Source organism: Aeromonas sp. s5 (assembly GCF_040907865.1).
Lineage (GTDB): Bacteria > Pseudomonadota > Gammaproteobacteria > Enterobacterales > Aeromonadaceae > Aeromonas > Aeromonas dhakensis.
This window is the reverse complement of the sequence record NZ_JBFOCO010000033.1, coordinates 252,556-270,205: the sequence shown is the minus strand read 5'-3', so window position 1 is coordinate 270,205 and position 17,650 is coordinate 252,556. Positions and strand designations below refer to the sequence as shown.

Annotated in this window: 10 protein-coding genes and 3 pseudogenes; 6 read left to right on the top strand and 7 right to left on the bottom strand. The window is 48.8% G+C overall.

What is annotated here, in order from left to right:
• Window position 1: 1 nt before the first annotated feature.
• A complete protein-coding gene (gene hybO / locus AB5Y94_RS20545; protein ID WP_368206452.1) occupies window positions 2-1,135 on the bottom strand; it encodes a hydrogenase 2 small subunit in 1,134 nt (377 codons plus the stop codon).
• Between the two features lie 1,060 nt (window positions 1,136-2,195).
• Between hybO and alr the strand changes: the two genes are divergently transcribed.
• Window positions 2,196-3,308, top strand: coding sequence for an alanine racemase (gene alr / locus AB5Y94_RS20540; RefSeq protein ID WP_208201317.1), 1,113 nt, complete (start codon window positions 2,196-2,198; stop codon window positions 3,306-3,308).
• 132 nt (window positions 3,309-3,440) lie between these two features.
• Here the strand turns inward: alr and AB5Y94_RS20535 are convergent, their stop codons facing one another.
• Complete coding sequence (locus AB5Y94_RS20535; RefSeq protein WP_010633704.1) at window positions 3,441-4,292, bottom strand: alpha/beta fold hydrolase; 852 nt, start codon at window positions 4,290-4,292, stop codon at window positions 3,441-3,443.
• 52 nt (window positions 4,293-4,344) lie between these two features.
• On the opposite strand from AB5Y94_RS20535, the pseudogene AB5Y94_RS20530 reads away from it, so the two are divergent.
• The 5 genes and pseudogenes from AB5Y94_RS20530 to AB5Y94_RS20510 form a co-directional block, all read left to right on the top strand.
• Window positions 4,345-4,536 (top strand): annotated as a pseudogene (locus AB5Y94_RS20530) (TetR family transcriptional regulator); the annotation flags it as partial.
• 3 nt (window positions 4,537-4,539) lie between these two features.
• Window positions 4,540-4,953 carry a TetR family transcriptional regulator C-terminal domain-containing protein gene (locus AB5Y94_RS20525; protein ID WP_240041739.1) on the top strand — a complete coding sequence of 138 codons (414 nt, stop codon included), beginning with the start codon at window positions 4,540-4,542 and terminating at the stop codon, window positions 4,951-4,953.
• Between the two features lie 827 nt (window positions 4,954-5,780).
• On the top strand, window positions 5,781-7,034 hold the full coding sequence (locus tag AB5Y94_RS20520) for a Fic family protein (protein ID WP_368206451.1): 1,254 nt from the start codon (window positions 5,781-5,783) through the stop codon (window positions 7,032-7,034).
• 134 nt (window positions 7,035-7,168) lie between these two features.
• A complete protein-coding gene (locus AB5Y94_RS20515) occupies window positions 7,169-7,600 on the top strand; it encodes an antitoxin Xre/MbcA/ParS toxin-binding domain-containing protein (protein WP_368206450.1) in 432 nt (143 codons plus the stop codon).
• Between the two features lie 242 nt (window positions 7,601-7,842).
• Window positions 7,843-8,634, top strand: a complete 792-nt coding sequence (locus AB5Y94_RS20510) for a hypothetical protein (RefSeq protein WP_368206449.1) — start codon at window positions 7,843-7,845, stop codon at window positions 8,632-8,634.
• A 405-nt stretch (window positions 8,635-9,039) separates the two neighbouring features.
• On the opposite strand, the gene AB5Y94_RS20505 is transcribed toward AB5Y94_RS20510, so the two are convergent.
• From AB5Y94_RS20505 to AB5Y94_RS20485, 5 genes and pseudogenes are all read right to left on the bottom strand, one after another.
• Window positions 9,040-10,200 (bottom strand): GIY-YIG nuclease family protein, encoded by a 1,161-nt coding sequence (locus AB5Y94_RS20505; protein WP_368206448.1) that lies wholly within the window; start codon window positions 10,198-10,200, stop codon window positions 9,040-9,042.
• Window positions 10,201-12,144, bottom strand: a complete 1,944-nt coding sequence (locus tag AB5Y94_RS20500; protein ID WP_368206447.1) for a DEAD/DEAH box helicase — start codon at window positions 12,142-12,144, stop codon at window positions 10,201-10,203. It abuts the gene before it with no gap.
• Complete coding sequence (locus tag AB5Y94_RS20495) at window positions 12,137-14,827, bottom strand: DNA methyltransferase (protein ID WP_368206446.1); 2,691 nt, start codon at window positions 14,825-14,827, stop codon at window positions 12,137-12,139. Before AB5Y94_RS20495 ends, AB5Y94_RS20500 begins: the two co-directional genes overlap by 8 nt.
• Window positions 14,828-14,899: 72 nt before the next feature.
• A pseudogene (locus tag AB5Y94_RS20490) lies at window positions 14,900-15,250 on the bottom strand (restriction endonuclease); the annotation flags it as partial.
• 1,222 nt (window positions 15,251-16,472) lie between these two features.
• A pseudogene (locus tag AB5Y94_RS20485) lies at window positions 16,473-17,605 on the bottom strand (VapE domain-containing protein).
• Window positions 17,606-17,650: the final 45 nt, after the last annotated feature.

The following is a 17,650-nucleotide window of genomic DNA, read 5'->3' as shown; positions in this document are numbered from 1 at the left end:
GTCACTCCTCCCGTGAGGTGTGCTGCCCGGCTTCATGGCGCTTCTGCTGGCGACCGAGCTCGCGCACCGTCATCAGACTCACCCCGACCAGCACCCCGAGCGCCCCACCAATAAGGCCGGTGGCGGTGGGCGACATGTGTCCTCCCTCCTGGATGGCCACGTCGGGCTTGTTCACCCGCGGGGTGGGATTCTCCACCTTGGCGAGCTGGAAGATCCCCTTGCTGAAACCTACCCCCTGCTCGTTGCAGCCGTAGCAGGGGTGGCCGATGCCCACCGGCCAGATGCCGCCGCCCACGTCGCAGAACTCCAGGGTCGAGCAGTTGCCGTAGGTCTCCGGCCCCTTGCAGCCAAGATGGTAGAGACACCAGCCCTGACGGTGGCCCTCGTCGCCAAACTCCTTGGCGAAGCGCCCTGCATCGAAGTGCGGACGACGCTCGCAGTTTTCATGGATGAGCCGCTCATAGGCAAACAGCGGCCGCTTCTTGGCATCGAGCGCCGGCAGCTTGCCGTAGGTGATGTAGTAGGCGACCGTGGTGAGGAAGTTGTGGGGATTGGGCGGGCAGCCCGGGATATTGATAATCGGCGTGCCGAGGTTGCCGATGGCCTCCTCCAGGCTGACGGCGCCGGTCGGGTTGCCACCGCTGGCGGGCACCCCGCCCCAGGCGGCGCAGGAGCCGATGGCGATGACGGCGGCGGCATCACTGGCAGCGCAGCGAATATGGTCGACGATGGGCTCGCCAGCCACCATGCAGTAGATGCCGCCATCCTTTAGCGGGATGGAACCATCCACCACCAGCACATACTTGCCCTTGTAGCGTTCGATGGCATTGTGCTTGTTCTCTTCGGCCTGATGACCGAAGGCCGCCGAGAGCACCTCGTGATACTCCAGCGAAATGGTGTTGAGGATCAGGTTCTCGATGGTGGGGTGGGTGGCGCGCAGCAGCGACTCGGTGCAACCGGTACACTCCTGCGCCCCTATCCAGATCACCGGTGGCCGCTCGGGGCTGGTGAGCGCGGTAGCCATCTTGGCCACGGCGTGTTGGCTTAATCCAAGGGTTGCGGCCATCCCGGCGCACAATTTCATAAAGTCACGGCGATTAATTCCATGAGCCGATAAAAAAGTATCCTCGACCATTCTTTTTATTCCCGTAGTGAGCACTTGTTTGATAAATGCTTAATAGCGGAAATGCTAAGTACTCCCCCCCGGCATTGTGTTGATCTCCATCAAGTGACGGGGCATTACTCAAATAGAAACTCATCACAGTTAATTTAAAAACTTCATATGTAGCATATACTTACAAAACCCTTGCGAAGAGATAAAAATACCCACTAGGGGGTATTTTTGAATTTTAAAGAATTAACACCATTTAAATTACCCGTTAATTCGTGATGTTAAATAATCAGAATGAAAGCGTTGTCACACTATTTGACAGGGTCTTTATGTTACCAGCCATAGGCTATTTCACCTCGCCAAAAGTGGTTGATAATATATATCTTTATATTTGTATTAGTATGTGTAAACAAGTGGAATGGACGCGCGAACGATATTTATTATCAGCTTTTAAGAAATAACTCCCCCTGCTGTTCAAGGCTGATCTTCGCCGCTTGATTAATTAACCGACCCACATCATGCCTCACCATCCCTGGCCACGGATGATCTGCCTCCCCCGGCCACGTGCGCCACCAAACCGGCCACCAGCCTTCTTGCTGGCGTACACCACTCACCGGCTCGACGGGATGCCCTCTTCATCCGGCAGTGCCACCTTACACCTCCCATGGATCTGGCAGCCTGCTTTTCTCCTCTGCCATGCGCCTGCCCGCACCTTTGCCAGGGGTTGGCAACCCAGCCTTCGCGCAGCCGGTGCAAAAAACCGCCAGCAATGTGCGAAAAAGGCGCGATTCCCCTCCCGTTTGAAGGGGCAAAACCAGTGATAAATATTGCCCGATAGGGAGCCAGAGAAAGCGTCGGCAGGCGAATTTATACAGAGGAATATCCCGTATTTTGCCCATTTTCACATTCCCATTCGCCACATAATTTACCAACCAAAAAACAACTGATAACATCTTTTCACAATTTAGAGCATATAAAACAACATGGTTCGGTGACCCCCCCGTTTGCCCGTCGCAGCCACCGGGATCACAGGATCAGGATTGAGACCAGCAGCCAACTTCTCATCGAGCAGACACCCGACCCCATGATGAACACAGTTACGGCCAGCATCGATCTGGATGCACTCCAGCACAATTTCGCCGTGGCACGCCGCCACGCCCCCCACAGCAAGATCATCGCGGTACTCAAGGCCAATGCCTATGGTCACGGGTTGCTGCCGGTGGCCCATGCCCTCGCCCAGGCCGATGCCTATGCCGTGGCCAGGGTCGAGGAGGCGCTGGTGCTGCGTGCCAACGCCATCACCAAGCCCATTCTGGTGCTGGGGGGCTTCTTCAGTGCCGAGGCGCTGCCGCTGCTGGCCAAACACGATCTGCAGACCACCCTGCATACCTGGGAGCAGTTGGCGCTGCTCGAACAGGCCACTCTGCCCGCCCCCATCAAGGTGTGGCTCAAGCTCGATACCGGGATGAACAGGCTCGGCCTGCGCGCCGAGGAGCTGCCCGCCTTTATCGAGCGGCTGAGTCATTGCCACAACGTAGTGCAACCGTTCCAGCTGATGACCCACTTCAGCCAGTCCGATGAGCAGGATACCCAGGCCACTTTGCTGCAGATCGAGGAGTTCAACCGCCTCTCTGCCCATCTGCCGGGCGAGCGGGCCATGGCCAACTCCGCCGGCATCCTCGCCTGGCCAGCCTCGCGCAGTGACTGGATCCGCCCTGGCCTCATGCTCTATGGCGCCTCCCCCTTTACCGGCCAGCTCGCCGCCGACCACGACCTGCGTCCGGTCATGACCCTCAAGAGCCAGCTCATCGCCACCCGGGCCTGCCTGCAGGGTGAGGCGGTCGGCTATGGGGGTCACTGGGTGGCGAATCGGGACACCACCCTCGGCGTGGTGGCTGCGGGATATGGAGATGGCTACCCGCGCATGGCTCCCGAAGGGACCCCCATGCTGATCAATGGCCGTCGGGTGCCCATCGTGGGTCGGGTCTCCATGGACATGATCACCGTCGATCTGGGCCCGGCGGCCAGCGACAAGGTGGGGGATGAGGTGACACTGTGGGGGGAAGGACTGCCGGTGGAGCAGGTAGCCGAGAAGATAGGCACCATCCCCTACGAGCTGCTCACCCGCCTGACCAGCCGGGTGCATCTCGCACATTGCGACAGCCGCGAACAGATGCCTATGTTGAAGCTGGCCTGAGCAATCAGGCTGAGGGCGGCCACCGCGAGGTGACAATCCGGCCCCTGATAAGCAAAAGGCCCTGTCTTGCGACGGGGCCTTTGCCTGATGGGGAATTCAGGAGCAAGGTGCCACGACCTTATCCGCATGGACTCAGCGAATCCCCTCCAATGACTTGAACCAGGCGAGGCTGGCCTGCCACAGGGGCGTGGCAGACTTGCGAAAATAGCCCATATGGCCGATTGCTCCATCCAAAGTATGAGGAAAGAGATCAACACGCGTCACGGGAGCATTACTGTAGTGCTTCATGAAGGCGTCGCGTGATGCGGGCATCGCCCAGCGATCGTCCAGCGCATTGGCCGCCACAATGGGAGTCTGGACGCTTTGGTAAGCACGCTCGATGCCACGCATCGCCGGGTCGTCAAAGAAATAGTGACGAAAACGGCACCAGTATCGCCATTGTACAAAGGCGCCTTTTGGCAAGTCTTCTCCCATGCCCAGCAGGCTCCACGCGCAATAGCCTTTCCACCAGGTCAGCAGCGGCAGCACTGTGTTCCACATGGTGAGCACCTTGAGCTGCTCGCTGAAGGGCATATAGCCGTGCCACCCGGCCCCGGTGCCGAAGACATAGAGCCCGGATACTTTCCGATGATTGGGGAGCAGGCCGAAGGCGTGCCCACCATAGGAATGGCCGATGACGAACAGGGGGAGATCGTCCCCGCTCATGGTTTCCACTGCGGCGGCCAGATCGCGCCTTCCCCAATCGAGCAAATCCATCTCGAAGCCTTTGAGTGACGCGGGTTTTGACGCGCCTATGCCCCGGTAGTCAAAAGTCAGGGTGGTAAACCCTTGCTCACTGGCGAACTCGGCAAAGCGACGATAGAAGCCCTGCGGCACGCCAGTAGCCCCCGCGACGATGATCTTGCCCTGCACCTGCCCTGTTGCCGGGTACAGTTGCCCCTGGATCAGATAGTCATCGTCGGTGTGAAACGAGATAGCAGCCATATTCCTCCCTGAAGTATGACGATTGTCATAGTCATGCTCCGAACGCTATACTATGACACTCGTCATAGCAAGAGGGTGCAGCGTGAAAGAGTGCACATCGACCGGGCGTCAACGGGTGATTGAGGCCGCTGCCGCCATGCTGGCACGGCATGGTTTGAGAGGGATCAGCATCCGTGAAGTGAGCAAGTTCGCCGATGCACCCTTGGGTTCCACGTATCATCATTTTCCCAGCGGCAAGAATCAGATAGTGACGGAGGCAATACACTGGGCCGGCGCCCAGGCATCCGAGCAACTGCAGCGCTGCCTGCAGGCCGATGCCAGGCAGGGTCTCGGTCTGTTTGTATCCCACTGGCGTGAGCGGTTGACGCAATCTCACTTTCGCGCGGGGTGCCCGATCGTGGCAGCGGCCATCGAAGCGCAGCATGAAGAGGATGGGGAGCCAATCAAGGAGGCGGTGGCCCAGGTCTTTGGCCACTGGCAACAGCTGATTGCCGATCACCTGATGGCACAGGGGCAGGCCGACGCCTCTGCCAGAGCCTGTGCTCTGGGGATCATCGCCAGCATAGAGGGCGCCATCGTGTTGTGCCGTGCCCATCAAAGCAGCGAGCCCCTGGATGCGGTATTGGCATGCTTACCCAGATTGATGGGCACCGCCGAGTGATGGCACGCCTTGGCACCCAATAACGGGGCTATAGAGCACGGAGCAGCCCGGATACATGTCCGGCGGGGAAATCACTGCCCCTCGTTCCCAGGGGGATGATGCCGAGAGATTCATGACTAAATAAAACAAAAGGCCCCGTCTTGCGACGGGGCCTTTTGTTTTATTTGGCGGTGAGGGAGGGATTCGAACCCTCGTTCTCGTACCTTACAGCACAAATATAACCTTCAATTTCAATAACTTACGCAATGTTTTGCCGCAATAAAAGTTGCGTAATTGTCTCAGGTAATTGCTATGATACTTATCGTACTTTATATAGAAAATTAATGAAATGTCAACCACATAGGTTGTGGCAATTGACTGCGTTGTAGCTCCTATCTGACCGATGAAGAGGCCCTTGGAGAAACACCTTTGCTTAACACAAAAAATCTGTGTTGTATGGGGTCAGATAAGCTCTAGGTTCCGACTGACCAACCCAAAATCCCGTTCTAGATCATATTCTTTTTCTGAGAACATCATGGCCCCACGCCGCTCCTCTTTCATATTTGCGATGACTTGAAAAAAACAGCTCTCGCACAGATGGACCTCGTACTTTTCACCATCGTGCTGAGAGCCATAACCCCATTGGGCACTCAATGTTCCAAACGAGATGTTTGAACAGTCCGTTTGGCACACAGACATCACAACGGACATCGCTGACTACCTCTACCTCTTTTATTGCCATAATTTTCATATCGTGCAGCTCCATTTGTCCGGTCAGTCACTTATTGTGCAGCATCCTCCGACAAACGACACCCCCAGCGGGTTCTTTCAATGGCGCTGGTTGTGTCATGAGCCGATTGACGGTTATTATCGACTCATATCACGAGCCGAATGTGATGTCGATTCGGCTCGGTTGTGGCATTGCACTGCTGGCCCGCGACACAGAATCAATGAGATTATCGATGACCGTAGACTGGATCTGGCAACACGATGAGTGGCCAAATTTTTGCTGGCAAGACAGGCAGTTACTGCCACGGCTACGCCAAGTGTACCGTAATCTGGGGTTGCTCCAGGGTCTCCATTCCTCAGTTCACAGCACAACACTGGCGCATCAGGCACATGTGCTTGATACGCTACTTGCCAATCTCATCGCTTCATCGGCCATCGAGAATCAACGACTTAATGGGCAATCGTTACGTACATCGCTGGCTCGTCACCTCGGCATATCGGAGCAGACACCTTACCCCACCTCAGATCGCTCTGATGGATTGGCCGCCATGATTGTGGATGCAATCTATACCAGCGATGAGCAGTTGACGCTTGAACGCCTGCTGCAATGGCACCGCTGGCTTTTTCCCGCAGATGACCGGAGATTGCATCAGATACGAGTTGGCCAGCTGCGTGGTAATGAGCCGATGCAGGTGATATCCGGAGCACGAGATCGACTGACCGTGCATTTCGAGGCCCCACCACGAGAGGGGCTAGAGCAGGCATTGGCCACTTTCATCGACTGGTTCAGAACCAGTCTCGATGACCCCTGCCTAGACCCATTACTAAGGGCGGCCATCTGCCACATATGGTTTGTCACTTTGCATCCGTTTGATGACGGTAATGGCAGAATCACCCGAGCCCTCACCGATCTTGCACTCTCTCAGGCCGACAACCAGAGCATCAGTCTGTATGCAATGTCGACCGTGATTTTCGAACACAGAGCTGATTACTATCGCGCTCTGGAGCAGACTCAGAGAGGAGGGCTTGATGTCACAGCGTGGCTGGTTTGGTTTTTGGATACACTCAACGCCACGTTGGAACAGGCCCAACAATCACGCACCCATGCGCTTGCTCGAAACCGCTTCTGGCTGCTACACGCTAGTGACCAATTGTGCCCTGAACAGGTAATGATCCTACACCATATGCTAGACACTGACGACGTGCACTGTTTGCAGAGCATTAGTGCTGGCCAGTATCAAGCTATAGCTCAGGTTAGCAAAGCGACGGCAACACGCCATCTTGCTGATTTACTTGAAAAAAACTGCCTTGAGAAAATATCTGCTGGAGGTAGGAGCACACGTTACAGGCTCTTATTGACAAATATCCTATAAGACGATTCAAAATGTGACTAGTTTCACAGGTATAGCGAAAAACCCATCGATTATGAGCATGTGTGATTGGCCACCGTCAGATTGGTTTCTTTATATAGGATGCCTGACGCCAGGTAGAATTGGGGAGCAAAACAATGGACCAAACGATAGCTGTTTTGAGCATTGAGCCACTGGGACTGTGGTTGTACACAGATGGGAAAAAGTACTTTTTGGAATTTCGGCATTTTCCGTGGTTTAGCGGAGCTCCAGTAGCATCGGTGTTTAGCGTTGAGCCGTTAGGGGATGGCGGAGTACGGTGGCCTGATCTTGACATTGATCTACATCTGGCCAGTATTCAGGATCCGGCTCGACATCCACTCATTAGTCAAGATCCACCAGTAGCCCCCGCAGTAATGGCTGCGGCCATAGCATTACATGATGGTAATGCATCACGTGCACTACGATGGTTGCAGAAACCTGCGATAGCACTTGGGGGCAGGCGTCCGGTTGACTACCAGGATAGTCCAGAACACATCCAGGCCGTGCTCGATCTTATCGGGCGCATCGAGCACGGCGTCCTAAACTAACGCGGAATCACGGACCAATTTGAGGCTAGTTTCAGATGATAACTAGATCTGTACACCGAACTGTTTAGAAAATGTCATTGGACCTGATAACATTTTCGTATACAATATTCAACTGGTGCTGGTGAGCGCCTGTCGCCCGTCGTTGCATAGTTCCCAACGAACATCACTATTTAAAAGTTACTCATTCCAACTATACTCTGTTTTCAGCGGGCGGAGGACGTGTTTTATTTTTGGAGATTTTCATGAGTAATTCCCGCTATAAATCCCGTTACACTTCATGCGGACGGTCGTTTAATAAATTGCGCAATGATGCGAAGGCGTTGAAAAAAAACAGTGGATTAACATTGCGTCAATCCTTAGATAAAATTGCACGCGATATTAATTACTCGAATTGGGATGAGTTGGCCAATCAAAAACCTAATATGGAACGGGACAGTTTTTTTCAGTTCATGTATGATAATGAAAATAGTCGATTGATGAATTCTGAGTACATGAAGTTCCTAAAAATAAAATCATTATCAGATAATTGCGACAATTACCGTAGATTTATTTGCGTACACTGGGATCTAAAAAGAAAAACATTTGGCGCTTCACCTGAAATATTACAAGAGCCTATGGATCCATTTTCATTTATAAATGAGCTGAGGCATTGTTATAATAAATTCGGGGCGGTGTGCTTTATGCCTCAAAATATGACTAATGAAATGTTGCAAACAGTGACTTTGGGTGCGCAAATCTTCCTTGGCGACATAAAAAACATTTCCGATGATATTAAAAATACTTTTGTGGACACAACTCTGATTTGTGTGCATGGAATAAAATCCCATCAAACTAGCACCAATTATGTATTTTCAAGTAAAGAACTTATTGAAAATATAACCACATATTATCGTTTGTGTGGTCTGGAGCATTTATCTCGTACATCAAATATAAAAGTTTCCCTCCCCAGCATTGATACTATTTTTACTGAAAATGCTATGTTGCAACTTAAACTACCACCTGAGATGCCAAATCCATGCGATTGGTATAATTAATTAATAGTGATAAGCCAGTATCGAATGATAGTATAGACAGATTTACTACCTGACACAGGGGGCCGGTTTCAAACCGGAGTCTTGTTTAAGATACTTTAGTGCGCACTTCCTTAGAAACCTGAATTGGTGTTTATTTCGACATTGCAGGCTTTGCTGACGTTATTGAGCTCTTTGGTGAGCTCTAGCAGGCTGAGTTTGCGACGTGCTACTTTCTCGTTGGTGGTCATACGGTGACTCCAGATAACACGGTAGAGGTACCGTTTTGTTATCCGGTTTGAAGCCGTATGACCACTCCCTTTTGTGGGCAACTGTCAGGTGAATACCATCTCCATACAATTCGTCTTTGAATAAAATTCACATTCCAGGCCAAACCCCAACAAATTACACGTTTCACTTTATTGTTTTCTACTTTTCTAATATTTCCTGCATTACTGCATCATATCGGTAGTTAACAATGTCACCAGTAATAAGCATCTGGATAGCTTGTTTGATACAAGGAAGTGGAGCAATAAACCATTCACGCGGTGTATGTGCGATTCCTTTGTGATCAGCGACTTTTACATCTAAACAAGAATGACCAAAGAAAGTATGCAATAATCCCTCGAACTTGTGTGCTTTCATATTGTAGCACTCAAATTCAGATACTAACTGCACCGGTGCCATCAGGTACGTTGGCTCATTATCGGCATTGGCAATGCGCTGTTTTACAGGAGTAGTCGAGTAACCAATCTTGTATAGGTTATTCACACTTCTAATCTCAGGCTCATTGCTTAAAGATTTTAGGATATAAATATACCCAGATTTTTGATCGTCACGAGTGATGTTTAGCAATTCATCTAACGATTTATCACTCTTATCAACGATTCGACGACCCGTTTCATCCTTGTACAGTTCAGTGGCTAATGAACGCAGCAACATATCTGATTCCACGCTATTTTCAAAAATCAGATGCAGCCTCGCGTTTACTTTACCATTCCTCTTTCGCCTCTCTTCCATGTCAGAGATATAGCACGTTATGCCATGAAGAATGAAGAACATCCCCTTTTGAATTTGCTGCTCACCAGTGAATTTAACCGCTTCTTTTGTGCCAGATTTTAGGTCAGCATGACACTGTTTAAACAGAGGCTCATATTCTTCAAAGTTGGCGCATTTCTTACGCTTAGCAACATGACTAGACGTTTCTAAAGTCTTTTTAACGTGTTTTAGATTGAAGATGCTGTCATCAGGAAGATTCAGTATCCCTAGCGAGTCATCAGCAAGTATCACTTCAATAGAATCCAGTTTAGGTTCTTCAAACCGAGGTAGAAGCCCATGAATATCAAACTGCTCTAGCGCACGGCAATGCTGTTCATTATTCCGGATAGACTCAAGGCTTTTGCTGCGCATCAGTTCAATCGGATTACCACGATTCGCTTGTGGCTCTCTGCCATTTTTATCAAAAAACTCATTAATCTGCTTAAACTTAGCAATTAAGTGATCATCGGCGGTTGGTGCCGATGATTTAGGTTTTGTTTTTAATAACCCTAACGTATCGGAAGCAATAATACCTTTCAGCCAATCTTCCATCTACATTGCCTCTTTCTGAGCTTGTGCCGCTTGTTCTTGAGCAAGGCGGCGCAGATAGATAATGCACTGTGCCAACTCACGCTCACGACCATTGCGAGAGTTAAGATCTGGATGTCGATTGTGTTCTTTCACAAACTCTTGAACTTTCGGCCACAGTGCAATGGCTTCTTCTTTGGACATTTGCATGCGAGTCGATTCGATAGAGTCTTGAATTAACTTGAGCGTATTGGTGTTAACTGCTTTTGACAAGATCTCAAACGCTTTCTGGAACGGGTTTACCTGATCGATAAGGTCAATATGTAGCTCATCAATATTGATGAATTTATCCGCCATGCGAACAAACTTCTTGCCCCCCTCCTCTTTAATTTCAGAAGTTGAGATTGCTGAGTCCACAACCACTCGTTGACGAATTTCCTCAATCTCATATTTAGAAAGGTCTGGATATTTTTTCTCGATAAGCTTAGGAATCAACACCTTATTGATGACTTCAGGATCGTGACCTGCTGCTGAAGCTTTCACGATGTTGTCATCTTGCAAAATAGAGGCTTTTAGATCATCAAGGTCTGTTTCTAATATCTGCTTAGTACGCTTGGTACTTGGCTCTTTTAAACCACCAATACTGATCACTCCGGGCGGCGTTGGCTCCTTATCGGCTGGATCTTTTGCTCTAAACTTGAAGTTAGGTGCTAACACTTGCTCCATGAGAAGAGAACAGGTGATTGCTTTGAGCATGTTGTTCACAGCATAGTTAACTTGATCACTTGAAGCATCAGGTTCCGCAATCAAGTTGGTAAACTGAGCGTGAGTCTTATTGTGGCTATCACGAGTGCAACGACCAATAATCTGTACGATTTCAGTCAAAGAGTTGCGGTATCCAATCGTCAAAGCATGCTCACAAAAACTCCAGTCGAAGCCCTCTTTCGCCATGCCTAGTGCAATAATGATATCGATGTCATCTTCATGCTTGATATCACGTAAAAACGCTTGGGTTTTCTCTCTGTCTTTTTCATCCCATACGAGGTCGGCAACTTTGATGATTTTACCATCTTCCTTACGCTTGATATGAATAACGCCAGTCTCAGGATCAGTGAATTGGTGTTCACCAATAATGTCTAAGATTGCTGCTACCTGTTCATACTTGTCGTCTTTGCCTGATTCAGCAGAGTTTACATTAGGGATATGAACAATAGTTTTCTTATCGGTATCCAACACCTCTTCAATTGCAGTGAGGTAATGCCCCTTATAGAAGTGGTAGCCAATACCCAAAGATTTGAGGTACTGATAGCCGTTCAACTGCTCGTAGTAGTTAAAGGAAACCTTATCAAACTTCATCTCATCTTCTGGGGTCAGGATAGATACACTATCCCCACGGAAGTAAGATCCCGTCATCGCTACGATGTGTGCGGTGCTGTTCTCGATAAGCGCACGCAACACATCACCCAACACGTTGTCACCATCAGCAGAAACATGATGGAACTCATCAATTGCCAGTAGGATGCTGTCAAAAGCTGAGTCTTCCAGCTCTTGGTAAGCAAAGCGCAAGGTAGCGTGAGTACAAATTAAAATGCGCTCATTACTGTCTAAGAACTCCTTAAAGATTTTAACTTTGCTTTGATTGCTGGCAGACGTACATAGGTTGTAATGCGGATTGATGTTCCAATCCGCAAAGAAACCGTATTTCGTTAGTTCGGTGTAGCCAAAAGAGCCACCGATAGAACGTTCAGGAACGGCAACAATTACCTTATCGATACCTTGGTTGTGAAGCTTATCCAAACCAATGAACATTAAAGCACGAGATTTACCAGAAGCAGGTGGAGCCTTAATCAATAGGTATTGGCTTGCACGTTGCTCAAAAGCGCGAGCCTGCATGGCTCGCATCCCCATCTCATTGGTGTTGGTGCTTTCACCTGTTTGAGCGTAGGTTACATGGACTAAATCAGGCATTTTGGGTCTCTTTTGAAATGTAAAGATTCAATAGGTATTTAGCTCGTAACTCATCTGACTCGAACACTTTCCCTTGATAAATAGTTTCTAAGAATTCATCTATGTTCTGGTGGCTGTTCATTAGATCAATTGGCATGTTTTTAATTTCATATAGCTCTGCAATGCTCATTTCTGGATAGCGTTCCCGCACCTCTAATAACTCAAACGCAAGTTCATTTAATCGCTCCTTGTCGGATTCACTAAGAGATGGTAAAGGGAAAGTGTTATATACCATTTTGACTGAGTACCTAAATCCTGCACCTAATCTTCCTCCAACCGTAGACAACCAAACCCTATGAAGAGTTGAAGACAATATCGCAAAAACATAAGGCTCTGCATCGTAAATAGCGAAAGCTTCCTTGTTAATAATTGTTGTTTCATCAACATAACCCGCCGGAAGATAAACTCTCGATGAAGCACTTGTGTTTGGGTAGATTATCGCCATTGAATCTTTATGAGTCCGATAGCAAAAGCGATGTGGATACATAGCTACTTTTTTCGCATCTCTTCCTGCATTTTCTCTGTACTCTTTACAGAGTTCTACTCTCTTCCTTATCGTATCAATCTTTAAAGCATCGACAACGCTCTCGTCAGGAATCCATATGCAGAACCGTTTTGTTCCTTTAAGGAAATCATTTCCGCCCATATACCTTCTAAGAAAGTTCTTTGCTTCAGGATATACACTGACAATTTCATTGTATTCTTCGTGATCAAGTATCAGATGCTTACCATCAACAGGGTTGCTACCCATACACATCACTGGAAGGTTATTGCTCGCTTTCGATTTTGATTGAACTGCGAAATTATCACCCTCAATAAAATATGGTGAAATATTCTTCACAACAAAAAGACTATCTTCAGAGAAGATTATTTTCTTTCGAGGAATCGTTGATTTGAATAGCCCTATAATCGTACACCAAACGCCAGCATTATCTTTGGCGTTATTCTTCCACTCAAATGGCTTATATATAAAGCCAATGTTCAATCCTTTATTGAATATATATTCCCAAAGTAAGTATGCTTGCTCACCTTGACATACCGAGCTTGTGGTAACAAATGAGAATGAAGCATTTTTACCATCAATAAAATCCGTCGCTTTAAAAAACCAGCACCCTATATAATCTAGCTGCTTTCTATTATTTAGCCCCGCCATATCCATATCAACAGATTGTTCTTTACTTAATTTCTTTCCTCCTAAATATGGTGGATTACCAATAATAAACACCTCATCAAGGCCGTTAGTAGGACAAACTAAATCCCAATCAATACGAGTAGCATTACCAGCAACAATTCGACCACCTTGCTTCAAAGGGAGCGTTGGTGCCGTGTAACCAAACTCGGTCTCAAACACCATATTCATTTGGTGTTCGACTAGCCAAAGAGAAAGGATTGCCATCTCATGAGCGAAGTCATCAAGCTCAATACCATAAAACTGGTCAAGGCGGATTGCCGAATGAGACTCGTCAAATAACCCCATCATTCCTGAGTCCGACTCGCACTCAAGCTCACGAATTCGCTTTAGGATCTCAATTTCTAGCTCTCTAATTTCTTTATAGGTAATGATCAAGAAGTTGCCTGAGCCACACGCTGGGTCAAAGAACTTAATGCGGCTTAGACGCACCTGAAGTTTCTTTAGTTTGTTGATGTTGTCATTACACTTATCAAACTCTTCATAAAGATCGTTCAAGAACAGCGGCTCAATCACTTTCATAATGTTTGATACCGATGTGTAGTGCATCCCCATTTTGCTGCGAGTTTCTGGGTCGGCAACACCTTGAATCATAGAACCGAAGATATCTGGGTTGATGTCAGACCAATCTAAAGAACCTGAATCCAATAGCATACGGCAAGCTTTGGCATCAAATGTAGGTACTTTGATCTGTTTCTTAAATAAACCACCATTCACGTATGGGAAGTCATTAAGATACTTAGGTAAATCGTTACGTTGATGCGCTGGTGTATTTAACACGTCGAAAAGGCGCTCAAACACACCAACCAAATTAGAACCATCTTCCTGAGTGTGTTGGTTCAAAAGATTTGTAAATTGGTTTTCAGAGAAGATTTTTGTGTCTTCAGCAAAGAAACAGAAAAGCAAACGGTTGAGGAATACCACCATTTCATGCAGTTGCTCTTTGCTAGCATTCACTGGGTAGTTAGTGGCTTTGATATAGTCAAAGAAATCCGCCATTTTTTCAGCCGCTTTAACATCCGCTGGATTTTCACCACGATAGACCATTTTCTCCATACCCGCCCAAGGTAGGAAGAAATCGAAGTGCTTCGCTAGTTGACCAAGCTCGATATCAAGCGTGTCTTGAGTCTTGGTATCAATAGCAATGAGCTGAGAGAAATCAGTAAGAACAACAAAACGAATCTTATTAGCAGCAACCGTTTTGCTTTTCTTGAGAATATCAATCTCAGCAAACAAGTTTGAGGTGCACGGTTTGAAGTACAGGTGACGCTTTAAGATCACCTCGCCGTCTTCCTTAGCAAGGTTACGCTCACCAGACTTGATACGTCCCACGACTGACTTACGATGCCCGTATGCCAATAATAGCTCGTAGACAAAATCATCTTTCGATATTTCTTGGCTTGATACTTGTTTTACCAACTTCTTAACATTTTCTTCTATTTGTACGCTGTTCATCTTTTATGCCACCTAAATATCGCTCAAATATGTAAAGCACCTGATGTCTCAAATTCCGGTATTAATGAAAAATCACTCTTCCAAAAAATAATCTGAATCTATTGCCTTAACGGCGTATAATTCACGGGTCGAAACTCCGACGTTGTGCTCTATCATCAATGCTGCGAGTTCACGGCCATCGATGAGCACGATGCGCTTTTCAATCATGGTCACGAAATCACGGGCGTTTTTACTGAAACTGGAGGTGGTAATAAACCCCCCTTTACGGGCTCGGTGCATATCGAGTGCACCGGCAAACGCTTGGATGTCTGGCCTACCGACTGTGTTGTCGCGGTAGCGCTTGGCTTGCAGGTAGATGGAATCGAGCCCGAGCTTATCTTCTTTGATGATGCCATCAATACCGCCATCGTTAGTGTACTGAGTCGCCTGAGTAAAATACCGCTAATAATTGCAGCATTTTCCTCGATTCAGTGGATCAACTCGAGCGTCCGAAGTTGGTGGAGGGCCTGATCCTGCGCACTGTTCGAGTAATCAGTCTCCTGAGTAATTCGAGCAAGACGGCCAACGAGTCTCTTGCCGTTATCGTCAAGGCTCGCAGACACATCTAACAGTGATACTGTGTAGCTTGCGTTGCAAGCGGATGCTAGCGCGGCAGCCAGCACCCTAGTGGATTCAATCAGCGGATGTTCTTTTTAATTGCCAAAACTGCGTTCAGAACTCTCATCTTGTTCCTTTTGATCAGGAGGCCTTGGAAAGATTTACATTCAGCGTATTACGTATGTACGGCTCTGGGCGCGGCAATGACTCCGGCCGGATTTCCTCTTGCACTCGTGCTATACCAGTGTCAAACCACGTTAGGTCTTCCCCAATGAGCTCCAAGGGAGGGCTCATTTGAGCCGAAGTCGTCCCGTCCGGCTTGTTGTAGTTCGGCTCCGCATAGGAATGGCTACCGCACCCAACTGACTGACTGACTGACTGACTACGCTGTCAAGCGTGTCAGTATCATCGTAGTCATTTGGGCGTTTTTAATGTTTTTTCAACCATATCATGCTTTTACAACCATGAACATGAGCTATATCACGACCAAAACCAATATTGTCAATGAAACGGCTTGGTTGCTTGGCATGACTCGTGCTGACTGATAATCACCGACAAGGGCGCAGAGGGGTTGATGTGGCTAATCTGCCGTTGAGCACTCAACGGCAATAAGAAAATCAGATTCTACCCAGTTTGCGTTTTATAGCCTCTACGCCCTAATTCACCTGCCGAGTTGTAGGGATGATCGGTATTCTTTATTGGATGTCATGGGTTACTTTGGTTAGATGCAGGTTAAGCAAGTAAATCTCCCCTTACTCAGCCTCAAACCCTTGCCATGACAGCGTTTGAGGTAATGATGGTTAAGCTGGGTAAGTGAAGTTGCTATGAAGCGTGGTGAATGCTGGATAGGCGCTTATCAAGGTTTACTCAGTGAATTTATATATAAACTACTTAATCAATTAACCAAGAACCACTGTAGGCCAGTAATGGCGAGGGTTTGAGGCTGGTTAAGAAGCTAGAAAAACCACTTAACCTGCGCTTAACCAATTAATCATCTATTCAACAGACGGGCAGAAAAAAGCCCCACCATATCGGCAGAGCTTGAGAGTCACTTCTGGTCAGTTTTACCCGTCGCTGTGGGGTTAACTATGGGCAAACAGTACAAGGTTTGGTTGGATCGTCCCTTGCGGCTCTGGATCTTGCCTTCACTTACTAGCAATTTGAGCGCTTTACCCCAAGCGCCCGCCACGCTCAGTTTCTCACCGTGTCTGGTGCATAGTTCGCTCGCAATGAGCCATTCAGAATGAACATGTTCGCTCGACAGGTAGTGGTGACAGATAAAATCATACAACGGTCCCTTGTCGGTGTGTAGATCGTTTGCAGCGGCGGCTAGGGCAACTGTCCCGTCATCCAGAAACCACGACGCGTTAGACTTATAAAGAGCCAACACCTCCAGCCAGAACTGGCGCAGTTGCTCAGGATCAGCCAGGGAGAGGCGGCCTGCATTCCAGCTCCAGCCCAGGACCGCATTGAGGCGCTCAACATCAGCTGCCGCAGCCAGCTCGATAACAGCAAATCTGGCGTTACCGGTTGTATCCTTGAGAAAACCCGACCCGTTGACCGTGGCAATAAATGACGTCTGTCGCTTTTTAATCGTCATGCTACGGGCATAGGGCAGGCGGAAACAGTCGCTCTCCCTGGTTAGGAACGCTTTGAGCGAGCCCGCCTCATGTCTGGTCGTGCTCTCTAGCTCAGCCAACTCCACAATCCACGCTGACACAGCGCGGCGCACGTCATCCGGTTTGTCTGGATTGATGGAGCAATCGAGGGTCGAACCTGGCACTACGGCAGCCAGGCGGCTCACCCAGGCGCTTTTTCGATAGGACTGCGCCCCGCCAACACGGGCACCAGTTTCGAGTGCCAGCGTGGCTGATACAGCGCAGCGACACACCCCACCAGCCACGCATGCAATACCCCCCCCGCATAGGCGGGATTAGCGGCATTGAGGGTGGCAATCACCGCATCGATGCGCGGTATCCCGTCCCACGGAGCCCCACGTTCGAGCCAGTGACGCACAGGGTGGTAACTGTGGCGCTCACAAATTGCGATCAGGTGCTCCTCAATCACGGCATCCGGCACACCTGCCAACTGGCAGGCATCAACCAGCGCGGATCGCTGACCCGCCTCAGAGCCTCCCAGACGCTCACCATCCGCATCTGCCAGTTCTGCCTCACCCGTCATCAGGTTGTAGCGTGGATCCCAAGCGTTGAATGTGATAAGGGCAAA

What these genes read in the sequence shown, in the direction of transcription:
- hybO (WP_368206452.1), bottom strand. Translation starts at nt 1,135, where the DNA reads ATGGTCGAGGATACTTTTTTATCGGCTCATGGAATTAATCGCCGTGAC.
- alr (WP_208201317.1), top strand. Translation starts at nt 2,196, where the DNA reads ATGATGAACACAGTTACGGCCAGCATCGATCTGGATGCACTCCAGCAC.
- AB5Y94_RS20535 (WP_010633704.1), bottom strand. Translation starts at nt 4,292, where the DNA reads ATGGCTGCTATCTCGTTTCACACCGACGATGACTATCTGATCCAGGGG.
- AB5Y94_RS20520 (WP_368206451.1), top strand. Translation starts at nt 5,781, where the DNA reads ATGAGCCGATTGACGGTTATTATCGACTCATATCACGAGCCGAATGTG.
- AB5Y94_RS20515 (WP_368206450.1), top strand. Translation starts at nt 7,169, where the DNA reads ATGGACCAAACGATAGCTGTTTTGAGCATTGAGCCACTGGGACTGTGG.
- AB5Y94_RS20510 (WP_368206449.1), top strand. Translation starts at nt 7,843, where the DNA reads ATGAGTAATTCCCGCTATAAATCCCGTTACACTTCATGCGGACGGTCG.
- AB5Y94_RS20505 (WP_368206448.1), bottom strand. Translation starts at nt 10,200, where the DNA reads ATGGAAGATTGGCTGAAAGGTATTATTGCTTCCGATACGTTAGGGTTA.
- AB5Y94_RS20500 (WP_368206447.1), bottom strand. Translation starts at nt 12,144, where the DNA reads ATGCCTGATTTAGTCCATGTAACCTACGCTCAAACAGGTGAAAGCACC.
- AB5Y94_RS20495 (WP_368206446.1), bottom strand. Translation starts at nt 14,827, where the DNA reads ATGAACAGCGTACAAATAGAAGAAAATGTTAAGAAGTTGGTAAAACAA.